The sequence below is a fragment of the Vibrio sp. 5S239 genome (assembly GCF_041439575.1).
In the GTDB taxonomy this organism is placed as follows: Bacteria; Pseudomonadota; Gammaproteobacteria; order Enterobacterales; family Vibrionaceae; genus Vibrio; species Vibrio kanaloae.
Window position 1 is genome coordinate 1 of sequence record NZ_JBGOOM010000014.1, and the last position, 11954, is coordinate 11954.

Consider the following 11954-nt stretch of genomic DNA (forward strand, 5'->3'; position numbering starts at 1 on the left):
GCAGCTAAAGTCTGGGTCTCACCTTACCCGATTGGAGTGCTTATTATCCATACAAGCGTTTAAGACAGATTCCCAACGCATGGCATTTTTCATTTCATCGTTGGGTTTTGTGTTTACGGTGGTATGGTTAAGTTTCGTGGTGGCGTTGCTCACTACTTAACGCGGCGTTATAACTCATGAGCTCGCTCGAAAGTCTAGCAAGTGTATTTGATGTTTCTTTAATCGGGTTGTTTCATATGAGCTTGGTTTATCTTTACGAGGCAGTTATGAAGTCTAGACAATGTCCCAAGTGTCGGAAAAATGTTGCATTTAGCTGGTTTTTCTTTAGTTCTCATTGGACGAAGTATCGTTGTATTGAATGTGGGTCGCTGATGAAATGGAGTAGGAGGCGAGCTTATCTAGGAGCAATATCCGGTGGTTTCGCTGGCCCATTTGTCATTTCTACACAATCTCTCATTCCATCTGCGTTTCTTAGAGTCTCTATTGCTATTATTTTCGCAATAGTTTTGGCAGTTTCTGTGAATAAGCAGATTGAGTACATCGACGAAACTGAGTTATAACAAAGCGCTTAAGGCAGATTCGCAACGTGTTGCATTTTTAGTATGCGTTGATTTATGTGTTTAAGGTGTTATGCGGTGGCTTCGTACTGCGTTGCTCACTACTTAGCTTAGCGTTAGCCGTCATCATCGTTGGAATTAGAACTAGAGGAATAAAATTGAGTTCACCAATATTAGAAGCTCTTCCTGCATTACATGTAACTGTGATTGGTGTAGTCGCAGCTTTCTTTTCTGCTTTTGCTATTTACGCGTATCAAAAAGTGAACGATGCGAAAGAAAAGCTAGATGAAGCTCTAAAGCACAGTATGTCTGTTAGCACACCCAATTCAATGATGTTCAATGGTAACAATGTTTACTTGAATCAAGATGGAACTTTGAATTGGGACGAGAGAGGTAAGGAAACGTTGCGCAGAGCGACAATGCTGTATTCATATTTAGATTACGAGGAAAAATATGGAGTACCGCGAAGCTCTTTCCAAAGAGAACCTAGCCCAGAAGAGGTGATTTCAGTATGCAATGAGCTTTTTTCTCTCTTCACAACAATCTTTACGACCTACCCATTTTGGAACAATAATCTTGTTCACATTCAGGGGCAAACGGATAAGGTTATCCAGTCGTGTTCAAAGGAATTTGATACAAAGCGTATTCAGGAAATGCAAAGGATCGTCGGGTATTTAAATTGGACTTGGAGTACGAGTAATCGTTCTCTTATGACACTGGCAAGTCGTGGTATGGAGTTTACTCGCCAGCAGCAATTGAAAGAACAAACAGAGATGTTTGAAAAGCAGGTGGTCAATATGCCAGATCAAATGCCTAAAAGTGAGCAAGAGAGAATTTAGAAGCAATTTCATCAACCTCATGTTGATAGAGTTACTGACTTTCAAGGTGTCTTTGTTAGTTACTTTGAAAAATCGCATGTTGTTGAAAGGGATGTTATTCCGTTGCTTTCTTCCTCTATTTCTAGCTTCAATACTTACAACGAAACTTTTAGAGTTAAAGAAACAACGCTCAAAGTTATTACCCTGATTATGTTTAATATGGTGTTTGGTGTATTACTTCCCTTAGTGACTCTAAATTTACTGGTTGGAGTCAATTTTAAGTGGTCTAACTTTTGGTTTAGTTCGTTTGAGTACTTTGTTTTATTTTCAACAATGTTTCCATATCTATGGGCATGTAAGTTCTTGTTTAACAAAGTTAAGAAGTTGAACTTTGCATAAACGGCTAACAAACTGTTTAAGAGTGATTCGCAACGCGTGGCATTTTTACTGGTGGTATGCGGAAGCTTCGGTATTGCGTTGCTCACATATATGGTCTCCCCCAGTTCTGCAAGTCAGCAGCATGATTAAAAGCGCAGGTTAACTTCCATATATACGGCCTGTTTAACGGCTATTGCCTTGGCCAAGATGAGGAAGTCGAACACGAAGTCCTAATCACCTTATCGACTTTGTAAGACAGTGTGAGTATAAGGTTTTCAACGTGTAGGATTTGTCCTGTTATTCATCTTACTACGTACTGTGCAAAGGGTTGGTGATCATCATTAGCTTTGTTTTGGTTGATACTCTTCATTTTTAGTTATAACGGCCCACGCTATGCGCATGAGTTTGTTTGCTAAAGCGACAGCGGCTCTGTTTGGCCCTCGTCGTTCTTGGAGTTCAAGCATCCACTTACTTAGATTATCGGATTTAAATTTGGCGCGCCTCAGCGCTGCTCTTGCACCATGAACGAGAAGGGAGCGGATATACATTGCCTCTTTTGGTTATTCCTAGAAGAATGACTTTGTCGCCGCTGGTATCTTGCTTTGGTACAAGCCCCATTGCGGCGGAGGCATCTCTACCGGTTTTGAACTGTTGTCCAGAGCCAAGCCATACCGCAACGGCTTGGCTAGTGAGTGGCCCAAAGCCCGGAATAGACATGAGTCGCTTTGCGTTTTCGAACTGCTTGATGGTTTGGTTAAGTTTATCGTCGAACCATTTTACTTGTTCGTCGGTGTATAAATATCGTTCGTACTGATGGAATAATAGCTCTCTTAATATACAAGACAGTTTGTTTTCATCGTTCTCGAGTATTTCGGGTATGGCCTTTCTGAAAGCAGCGGCTCCTTTGGGCATAATGATGCCGTATTCAGAGATAAGGCCACGCACTTGATTAACGATACGAGTTCTTTCAGTGACGAGCAGACGTCTCATTCGAATGAGAGATTGGATGTCTTGTTGCTCGACGGATTTATGAGGAACAGGGTGAGGTCTTTTGTAGAGCGCGACTTCGTCAATGGCTTCAGCATCGTTATAGTCGTTTTTCTGTTTACGCCTTTGAGTTTTCACATGCTGGGGTGCGTAGAGTATGACTTCGTGACCGAACTGAGAGAATTCACGAGCCCAGTAGTGTGCGCCGGAACAAGCTTCCATGGCGATAGTACAGGTTTCTTTATTGGCGATGTAACTAAGTAGTTTACTTCGTTGAAGTTTTTTACGGCAAAGATTCTTTCCTTTATGATTGATTTCAAAAAGAAAGAAGATATTTTTTGCTAAATCGATGCCGATGATTTTATGCTGAGTCATGGTCTTCTCCTTTTACTTCGGACCTGAACACTCCAAGCATGGCTTACCGTCATGTGAAGTGGTAGGGGGAGACCATCTCATCACCTTAATGCGGCGTTATGTTTACAAAAGCAAAAAAGCTGTCTTGAGGAAAAGACTGGGGATTTCTCCGACTTTTTAGCTTCTTCGATATTCAGCAATTTGAGTCCAGTTATCCAAAATTCTTTGCAATAGCCAGCCTCGCGCAAACCAAGTTCGTGGGTTGCTTCATTGTAGAGTTGTGGAAATATCGGTTGAGAGCTTCTCTGGCTCAAAGTCGCTTTGATTGGATGGGTTAGGATTGGCAAAATCACGAGCTTTAAACTGATCGCATTTGTCGACCAAGTTAGCTTAAAAACTTGGTAATGGTTTTGAGCAATGCCGTAAAATCGGCGGTTCTTTGTCATGTAGGTTTTCTTAAACCGTAATCATAACAAGGCATTAAAGTGGGACTTGGCCCGCGTGGCTTTTTTAGTTTGCGTTAAGTTTTGTGATTAAGGCGTAATGCAGAAACATTGTATTGCGGGCCTGCACCCCTTAACGCAGCGTTAGGCTTTACTGGAGAGTTCTATGCTAGATGACAAGAATGTTCGTATTATCTACTCTTTTTGGGATTTTTCTCAGGCTCTATCGGCATTAACTTTTTTGTTAGATGACTTTGAGCCTGAAGAGAAATACACATACGTGGAGTTAAGACGGTTTAGGTGTTTCGAAACCACACTAATTATATCGATGGCTCGTCCTTTCGAACAGAGTCGAGGTTTTACAACTATCAACCTAAAGAATGTTGGGGTTAAGCTAAATCAAGATGAACGTTTCTTGGTGAACAAAGTTTGTAGTTTAAGAAAAAAAGTTATAGCTCACTCAGATCAAGATGAAATGCATTTCTATCTAGCTACTCATGAATTAGAAAATACTAGCTTGATACGTCCGGATATTCGGCTTGACGAAAGTTTGTATTTTACCTATCAAGAATTCCGTGAATTGGAAATCTTATTAAGAAAACTGAAAAATAAGATATACGAATATGTGTTTGATCTAGCGCAAAAGCAGCCCGAAGTCATAGAGTTCTATAAAAAACCAAAATCTTGGGATAATAAAGCTTAGTATCAAGTTTGAAGTGCGACACTTTTTATAGATGCGCATGAATGTAATCCGTTGGCGTTCTATACCCAAATTTTTTACGTGTGCGCGTATTTAATTTGTGTGCAATTTCATTGCAGAGCTTTTGTGTCACGTGTGACATAGAAGTTCGTTTTGGTAAGTACTGTTGTATCAAGCCATTGGTGTTTTCATTAGTACCTCGTTCCCATGAATGGTATGGATTTGCAAAGTAAAATAGCCAGTTACGGTGTTTTTCTAGTTGTCCGTAACCGTGGAATTCAATGCCGTTATCAGCAATTATCGTTTTAAAAGGTAAATCAGAGCGGGTCATGATTTTACTCATTCTCACGTTGAGTTACTCGCTTGTTCTATCGTCCATTTGACCAATAAATGTGTAGTTAGTCATTCTGTCGACTAAAGTCACGATACAGTGCTTGGTTTCGCGACCAACGACGGTATCAATTTCCCAGTGGCCAGGCTCTTTTCGATGCTCAGCTTTTATAGGCCTTTCGTAATATGACGCTTTGCTGCCAGCCGTCCTCGGCTGTCTTTTGAGTTGTACCTTTTACGCCTTTTTTAAGTCGATTGTCGTAGGTGTTTCCATAGCGTTCCGCCGAGTACTTTGTCGTTCCAAGCGTGCTGATAAATGAGTTTGTGGCTCATTGTTGGATAGCCACTCCCCTTAGGTAACCGACGATTTGGTCAGGGCTCCAGTCCAGCCGTAGCAAGGTTTCAGGAAGTTTGAAGTCAAGTTTGTCATAGCGTTTATTTCTACGTGAACGACTCAACCGGTTACGAGTCATTTTTTGGCCTCGTTCGGGTTCGTATGAGTATCTATTGAAGAACTTGTTGTACGGGAATTACGTTCGATTTCTCGATGTATGGTGCTTTGTGACGACCCAGTTGTTTGGCTATTTTAGCGGTACTCATTCCTTGCTTTCTGAGTGCAGAAATCATATACCTTTCATTCTCGGTGAGGTGCGTGTATTTCATTTTTTTACTTCTTGGCGGGAGCAAACTTCATGATTATCGCACCTTATTGTTTTTATGTTCAGGGGGAGGGCCACTTCGTACTTGAATCCAGTCTGGTAAGATTTTCTATCTTTATTTTTTAGTATAAATTTAAGTTTGATAATTTATAACTATATGAAATTAAAAATGAATAAAGAATCTACAGTTGCTGGACAAGCTGTCTACTCTAAGAAAGTACTCTCAATATACGATCTCTGGGTTTTAGGTATCTCAAATAACTATTTTTGGAAATGCCCAACTAAATTTATTAGTAAGCAATTTTCAATGTTAGTTTCATCTAACCATTTAGATGTTGGTGTTGGCTCAGGTTATTATCTAAAGAATTTTCTACCTCAATCAACAAAACGTATCGCTTTGCTAGATTTGAATCAAAATAGTCTTGATACAACTTCAAAAGCAATCAACCACTTTGAACCTGAAGTTTACTGCGGGGATGTGCTTGAGCCTCTTGAGTTAAATATCGATAAATTTGATTCAATTAGTGTTAATTATTTACTTCATTGCTTGCCTGGAAGTCTGATTGACAAGTGTATTATGTTTAAGCATCTAAAGGACCATCTGAACGATGGTGGGGTATTGTTTGGTAGTACAATTTTGGGCAAGGGTACAAAACTAAACTTTTTCGCCAAAAAATTGATGGATGTTTACAATAAGAAAGGAATATTTAGTAATAACAACGATGATCTAGACACATTGCTGTTATTGTTAAACAAACACTTTACTGATGTAAAAGTAGAAGTGATAGGATGTGTTGCGTTATTTTCAGGTAAAAAAACATAACAAATGCATCAACACGTTATACTAAACTCGGCAATCTCAGTTTGCCGAGTGTTTCTCGTTTTAAGGCGTCAATATTAAGTATAATCGCATAGAAGTGAACGTGTTATGCAGGCGTTATATGTTTTGGCCAATTTAGGATTGCTAAGAAAAGCAGAGGCTCATGAGTTAGACTTCATCTACTCAATGGGCTTCGATGTCTGGGGTGATGGTCTTTCGTCCGAGGAGTACCTAGCTGGTTGTCGTAACAGTGAAAAATACTTATCAGGTACTTGGTACGTATTGGTTGAAAATGATCAAGTCGTATCATCTCTTATTGTTTATAGTGGCATATTCGGTCTTAAAGAGAACTCTTTTGGTATTGGCTCTGTGGCTACACCCCTAGAACTACGACACCAAGGCTATGCGTCAAAGTTGGTTAATCTAGTCAAATCTGAGTTATTTGATAAAAACGATGGTAAGGCCTTGTACCTGCATAGTGATATTGAACAGCAGTTCTATATGAAGCTTGGTTTTGTTAGTATTCAGGGTTCTGACTGTATGATTTATACAAAGGAACCAGTGGCTTCTGATGGATCAATACCAGCATACTTTTAGCTTTGAGTTCTACATATAACAAGAGACTATGAGACCAATAGTTATTTTGGCGCTATCTATGTTTTCATACCATCACATCTAAGCTACAAATTTAGTGCCGTATTATAAGTTTCCTACTGCCACAGAGCCAGCAGAAACACAAAAAGACCAATTCCAAGCATTACTTTTAGAAGTAAGCCAAGAGGGGCACCACCTTTTGGCGCTTTATTGCAACATCCCATAATCGTTTCCTAATTCGTCGTGGATTTCATGTCACCATAAACCTTTCCCTTACGGTAAGGTCAATGCATTTATGACTCAGATCTCAGGCAACAAAAAAGCGAACCAAGTGGTTCGCTTTTGTTTATCTAAAATCTACAAAAATTAGTCTTCGTAGTTGTCGATGCTTGGGCAAGAACAGATTAGGTTACGGTCGCCGTATACGTTATCTACACGGTTAACAGTAGGCCAGTACTTCGAGTTCTTGGTTGCTTTCGATGGGAAGCAAGCCAGTTCGCGAGAGTAAGGGCGATCCCATTCAGCGCCTGAAAGGTCAACTTGTGTGTGCGGTGCGTTCACTAGAGGGTTGTTGTCTAGTGGCCATTCACCCGCTTTTACTGCTGCCATTTCGTGACGGATTGCGATCATCGCTTCACAGAAACGGTCTAGCTCTTCTAAACCTTCAGATTCAGTTGGCTCTACCATTAGTGTGCCAGCGACTGGGAAAGACATAGTCGGCGCGTGGAAACCAAAGTCCATTAGACGCTTAGCAATATCTTCTTCGCTGATGCCTGTGTCTTCTTTAAGTGGACGAATATCGATAATACATTCGTGCGCTACGCGGCCGTTCGTGCCACGGTAAAGAACAGGGTAGTGAGGACGTAGTTTTTCCATCACGTAGTTCGCGTTCAGAATCGCTACTTTAGTTGCCTCTGTTAGGCCAGGTTCGCCCATCATTGCGATGTAAGCCCAAGAGATAGGTAGGATTGAAGCACTGCCTAAATCTGCCGCTGATACCGCGTAGTCAGAACCTTGTACACCGTTTTCGATGTGACCTGGTAGGAAAGGTGCTAGGTGCGATTTAACGCCGATAGGCCCCATACCCGGACCGCCACCACCGTGTGGGATACAGAATGTTTTGTGTAGGTTCAAGTGAGATACGTCTGAACCGATGAAGCCAGGTGAAGTTAGACCTACTTGAGCGTTCATGTTCGCGCCGTCTAGGTAAACCTGACCGCCCGCTGCGTGAACTTGTTCACACACTTCTTTCACTTGCTCTTCATATACGCCGTGCGTAGAAGGGTAAGTGATCATGATGCTTGATAGGTTTTCTTTGTGCTTCTCGATTTTCGCTGCTAGGTCTGTCATGTCGATGTTGCCATCTTCATCACACTTAACAACCACTACCTTCATTGAAACCATAGACGCTGTTGCAGGGTTAGTACCGTGCGCAGAGCTTGGAATCAGACAAACGTTACGGTGAGCTTCACCGCGGCTTGCGTGGTAACGTTGAATCGCGATTAGACCTGCGTATTCGCCAGATGCACCAGAGTTAGGCTGTAGTGAAAAATCGTCGTAACCGGTGATTTCACACAGCTTCTCTTTGAGATCTTTTGCTAGTGCAGTGTAACCAGCGGCTTGCTCTAGAGGTGCGAATGGGTGAATTGAACCAAACTCAGGCCATGTTACTGGAATCATCTCAGCAGCAGCGTTCAGCTTCATCGTACAGCTGCCCAGTGGGATCATGCCGTGCGTTAGTGAGAAGTCTTTGTTCTCAAGCTGTTTTAGGTAACGCATCATTTGCGTTTCGCTGTGGTGCGTGTTGAATACAGGGTGAGTTAGGAACTCTGATTCACGACGGCAGTTTTCTGGAATTGCTGCAAACTCGTTTGATGCAATGTCAGAAGATAGCGCTTGAACGTCTTCTTTCACGTCGAAGATTGCGAATAGGGCGTTCACGTCGTCGACCGTGGTTGTTTCATCTAAGCTGATACCGATTTTGCCAACAAGTCGACGAAGGTTGATGTCTGCTGCTTGCGCTTTCGCGTACAGTGAATCTGTCTTGTCTTCTGTGTTCAGCGTGATGGTATCAAAGAAGCTGTTGTTGGTTAGCTCGTAACCCGCTTTAGTCAGGCCAGCCGCTAGGATAACTGTCATGTGGTGTGTACGACGAGCAATAGTACGAAGACCTTCTGCACCGTGGTAAACAGCGTAGAAAGACGCCATGTTTGCTAGAAGTGCTTGAGCTGTACAGATGTTCGATGTCGCTTTCTCGCGGCGGATGTGTTGCTCACGAGTTTGCATTGCCATACGTAGCGCTTGGTTACCGTGAGTATCGATAGATACACCGATTACACGACCTGGCATTGTACGCTTATGCTTTTCACGAGTACCCATGAATGCAGCGTGTGGACCGCCGTAACCCATAGGAACACCGAAACGTTGTGCTGAACCGATAACTACGTCTGCGCCCATTTCTCCAGCTGGCTTCAGTAGAGCAGAAGCAAGTAGGTCAGTTGCAACCGTTACCAGTGTTTTGTTTGCTTGAGCTTTCGCAATGATGTCTGTTAGGTCACGAACTTCACCCGTTGTACTCGGGTATTGAAGAAGCGCACCAAATACGTCTTGCTCTGGAAGTGTTTCAAGAGCGCCAACCATTACTTCAAAACCGATGTACTCAGCACGAGTTTTAACAACTTCTAGTGTTTGAGGGTGAACATCGTCAGCAACGAAGAATACTTTGCTCTTGCTTTTGCCAGCACGCTTACACAGTGTCATCGCTTCGCCTGCCGCTGTCGCTTCATCAAGAAGGGATGCGTTCGCGATTTCCATACCGGTTAGGTCCATTACCATTTGTTGGTAATTGAGTAGAGCTTCAAGACGACCTTGAGAAATCTCTGGTTGGTATGGTGTGTAAGCTGTGTACCAGCCTGGGTTCTCTAAAACGTTACGTAGAATAACGTTTGGAGTGAATGTGTTGTAGTAGCCTTGGCCAATGAAAGTACGTTTCACTTGGTTTAGGTTAGCGATCTCTTTAAGAGAGGTCAGCATGTCCATTTCGCTTAGTGGTGCAGCAAGTATCATTGGTTTTTCAAGGCGGATTTGTGCAGGAACCGTTTCGTCGATCAGTGCTTCTAAGCTAGTCGCGTTGATCGCTTCAAGCATTTTTTGCTGGTCTGCTTTATTAGGGCCGTTATGACGAGCAACAAACTCGTTTTGAGTACCCAGGTCTTTCAGTAATTGGCTTTGAAGTAATTCAGTCATGATATGTTCTACTTTCTCTCTGGAGCCGTGAGCTAGCCCCTAAAATTAAGCTGCTCAAAAGAGCAGCTTTATCGTAATGAGGTTACCTATTAGTCTTCTTCGATAGAGCTTAGGTATTCTTCCGCATCTTTAAGGTTGTTTAGTTCAGATGCATCAGACATCTTCACTTTAACAATCCAACCACCTTCATAAGATTCTTCGTTAATTAACTCAGGGCTATCTTCTAATTCTTCGTTGATTTCTACAATTTCGCCAGAGATTGGTGCGTAGATATCAGAAGCTGCTTTCACTGATTCAACGAGAGAGAAGCTTTCGCCAGCTTCGATTTCGTCTCCAGTGTCAGGCAGGTCAACAAACACAACGTCACCTAGCATTTCTTGAGCGTGCTCAGAAATACCGATAGTCACAGTACCGTCACCGTTGTCTTTTACCCACTCGTGGCTGTCTGCAAACTTTAGTGTATTGTCCATTGCTTATTCTCCAAAAATTTATGAGGTTTTAATTTAAATCTTAAAAACGGTTTAACGGTAAAGAGGGAAGCGCTTGCAAAGCTCTTTAACTTGTTTGCGAACACGTTGCTCAACTTCAGCGTTGCCTTCAGGGCTTTCAACTAAGCCATCAAGTACATCACCGATCCATTCACCGATAAGTTTGAATTCTTCAGTGCCAAAACCACGACTGGTTCCAGCTGGCGTACCTAAACGAATACCAGAAGTAATCATAGGCTTCTCTGTATCGAATGGTATACCATTTTTGTTACATGTGATCCCTGCACGCTCTAATGCTTCTTCAGTTACGTTACCTTTCAAGCCCTTAGGGCGAAGGTCAACCAACATCAGGTGCGTGTCTGTACCGCCAGTCACAATGTCACAACCGCGAGTTTGCAATACTTCAGCAAGAACTTTTGCGTTGTCGATCACTGAATCAATATAAGTACTAAATTCAGGGCCAAGTGCTTCACCAAACGCCACTGCTTTAGCTGCGATAACGTGCATAAGTGGGCCGCCTTGTAGGCCAGGGAACACTGCAGAATTGATCTTTTTGTTGATGTCTTCGTGGTTAGTCAGAATCATACCGCCGCGTGGACCACGAAGTGTTTTGTGTGTTGTTGTAGTTACAACGTGTGCGTGAGGTAGTGGGCTAGGGTGAGCACCTGTCGCGATAAGACCCGCGATATGTGCCATATCGACCATTAGGATAGCGCCAACTTCGTCAGCGATGTCGCGGAACTTAGCGAAATCAATAACGCGTGGAATAGCACTACCACCAGCAATAATCATTTTAGGTTGGCTTTCGATAGCTAAAGCGCGAACTGCTTCGTAATCGATTTCTAGAGTGTCGCGGTCTACACCGTATTGAACTGCGTTGAACCATTTACCAGACATTGCAGGACGTGCACCGTGTGTTAGGTGGCCACCAGCGTCAAGAGACATACCTAGGATAGTATCGCCAGGTTGAAGTAGCGCAAGTTTAACCGCGCCGTTTGCTTGAGCGCCAGAGTGAGGCTGTACGTTTGCGTATTCGCATTTGAAAAGCTGTTTAGCGCGCTCAATCGCGATAGCTTCAACGGTATCTACGTGCTCACAACCACCGTAGTAACGACGGCCTGGGTAACCTTCTGCGTATTTGTTAGTTAGGCAAGTGCCTTGAGCTTGCATTACTGCTTTAGAAACGATGTTCTCAGAAGCAATAAGTTCGATTTGTTCGTTTTGACGAGTGTTCTCTGCTTGGATGCCAGCAAATACGGCGTCGTCAGTACCAGATAAGTTCGTAGTGAAAAAGCTGTCTAAGCTATGGTTTTGGTAAGCGTTCATTGTCGAGACCTTTCATTAAGCTAATGGTGATTGTTTTTATAGTCCATTAGGTCTTACGTTGATTTCTGCATCGGTATCGTTTGCGCTGTATAGGTAGAGATAAACGCTAATTGCGTTTTAAATATACTCTTACGGCGTCTAAGCGATCGTTGTAGGGTCAATGCAGCACGAATTAATTCCCAAAAGTTCGGGTAAAAAAACAGCTCTTACAAATGTTAAAATACTCATTTGGTACAAGCTGAAGTAGCATCTCT

9 protein-coding genes and 1 pseudogene are annotated in these 11954 nt (G+C 42.6%); 4 read left to right on the forward strand and 6 right to left on the reverse strand.

Annotated features, from left to right (window positions below; translation table 11 throughout):
* The first annotated feature begins 715 nt into the window (after nucleotides 1-715).
* Entirely contained in the window at nucleotides 716-1396 is a 681-nt protein-coding gene (locus ACED48_RS12230; protein ID WP_017058381.1) for a hypothetical protein, read from the forward strand.
* 843 nt (nucleotides 1397-2239) lie between these two features.
* Here the strand turns inward: ACED48_RS12230 and ACED48_RS12235 are convergent.
* Complete coding sequence (locus tag ACED48_RS12235) at nucleotides 2240-3115, reverse strand: IS110 family transposase (protein ID WP_241811124.1); 876 nt, start codon at nucleotides 3113-3115, stop codon at nucleotides 2240-2242.
* Between the two features lie 80 nt (nucleotides 3116-3195).
* A complete protein-coding gene (locus ACED48_RS12240) occupies nucleotides 3196-3540 on the reverse strand; it encodes a hypothetical protein (protein ID WP_017058379.1) in 345 nt (114 codons plus the stop codon).
* Between the two features lie 163 nt (nucleotides 3541-3703).
* Here ACED48_RS12240 and ACED48_RS12245 point away from each other — a divergent pair, with 163 nt between their 5' ends.
* Nucleotides 3704-4240: a hypothetical protein gene (locus tag ACED48_RS12245; RefSeq protein WP_017058378.1), complete on the forward strand. Its 537-nt coding sequence runs from the start codon at nucleotides 3704-3706 to the stop codon at nucleotides 4238-4240.
* Between the two features lie 25 nt (nucleotides 4241-4265).
* On the opposite strand, the pseudogene ACED48_RS12250 reads toward ACED48_RS12245, so the two are convergent.
* Nucleotides 4266-5230: pseudogene (locus tag ACED48_RS12250) on the reverse strand (IS30 family transposase).
* Nucleotides 5231-5395: 165 nt separating this feature from the next.
* Here ACED48_RS12250 and ACED48_RS12255 point away from each other — a divergent pair.
* Nucleotides 5396-6049: a class I SAM-dependent methyltransferase gene (locus ACED48_RS12255; RefSeq protein ID WP_017058376.1), complete on the forward strand. Its 654-nt coding sequence runs from the start codon at nucleotides 5396-5398 to the stop codon at nucleotides 6047-6049.
* 105 nt (nucleotides 6050-6154) lie between these two features.
* Nucleotides 6155-6643, forward strand: a complete 489-nt coding sequence (locus ACED48_RS12260) for a GNAT family N-acetyltransferase (protein ID WP_017058375.1) — start codon at nucleotides 6155-6157, stop codon at nucleotides 6641-6643.
* 363 nt (nucleotides 6644-7006) lie between these two features.
* On the opposite strand, the gene gcvP is transcribed toward ACED48_RS12260, so the two are convergent.
* From gcvP to ACED48_RS12275, 3 genes are all read right to left on the reverse strand, one after another.
* Entirely contained in the window at nucleotides 7007-9886 is a 2880-nt protein-coding gene (gene gcvP / locus ACED48_RS12265) for an aminomethyl-transferring glycine dehydrogenase (RefSeq protein ID WP_017058373.1), read from the reverse strand.
* Between the two features lie 89 nt (nucleotides 9887-9975).
* On the reverse strand, nucleotides 9976-10356 hold the full coding sequence (gene gcvH, locus ACED48_RS12270) for a glycine cleavage system protein GcvH (RefSeq protein ID WP_004730871.1): 381 nt from the start codon (nucleotides 10354-10356) through the stop codon (nucleotides 9976-9978).
* 51 nt (nucleotides 10357-10407) lie between these two features.
* The gene (locus tag ACED48_RS12275; protein WP_017058372.1) at nucleotides 10408-11700 is read right to left on the reverse strand and encodes a serine hydroxymethyltransferase; all 1293 of its coding nucleotides are present in this window, start codon (nucleotides 11698-11700) and stop codon (nucleotides 10408-10410) included.
* Between the last annotated feature and the right edge of the window lie 254 nt (nucleotides 11701-11954).

What these genes read in the sequence shown, in the direction of transcription:
- gcvH (WP_004730871.1), bottom strand. Translation starts at nt 10,356, where the DNA reads ATGGACAATACACTAAAGTTTGCAGACAGCCACGAGTGGGTAAAAGAC.
- gcvP (WP_017058373.1), bottom strand. Translation starts at nt 9,886, where the DNA reads ATGACTGAATTACTTCAAAGCCAATTACTGAAAGACCTGGGTACTCAA.
- ACED48_RS12245 (WP_017058378.1), top strand. Translation starts at nt 3,704, where the DNA reads ATGCTAGATGACAAGAATGTTCGTATTATCTACTCTTTTTGGGATTTT.
- ACED48_RS12255 (WP_017058376.1), top strand. Translation starts at nt 5,396, where the DNA reads ATGAATAAAGAATCTACAGTTGCTGGACAAGCTGTCTACTCTAAGAAA.
- ACED48_RS12240 (WP_017058379.1), bottom strand. Translation starts at nt 3,540, where the DNA reads ATGACAAAGAACCGCCGATTTTACGGCATTGCTCAAAACCATTACCAA.
- ACED48_RS12235 (WP_241811124.1), bottom strand. Translation starts at nt 3,115, where the DNA reads ATGACTCAGCATAAAATCATCGGCATCGATTTAGCAAAAAATATCTTC.
- ACED48_RS12260 (WP_017058375.1), top strand. Translation starts at nt 6,155, where the DNA reads ATGCAGGCGTTATATGTTTTGGCCAATTTAGGATTGCTAAGAAAAGCA.
- ACED48_RS12275 (WP_017058372.1), bottom strand. Translation starts at nt 11,700, where the DNA reads ATGAACGCTTACCAAAACCATAGCTTAGACAGCTTTTTCACTACGAAC.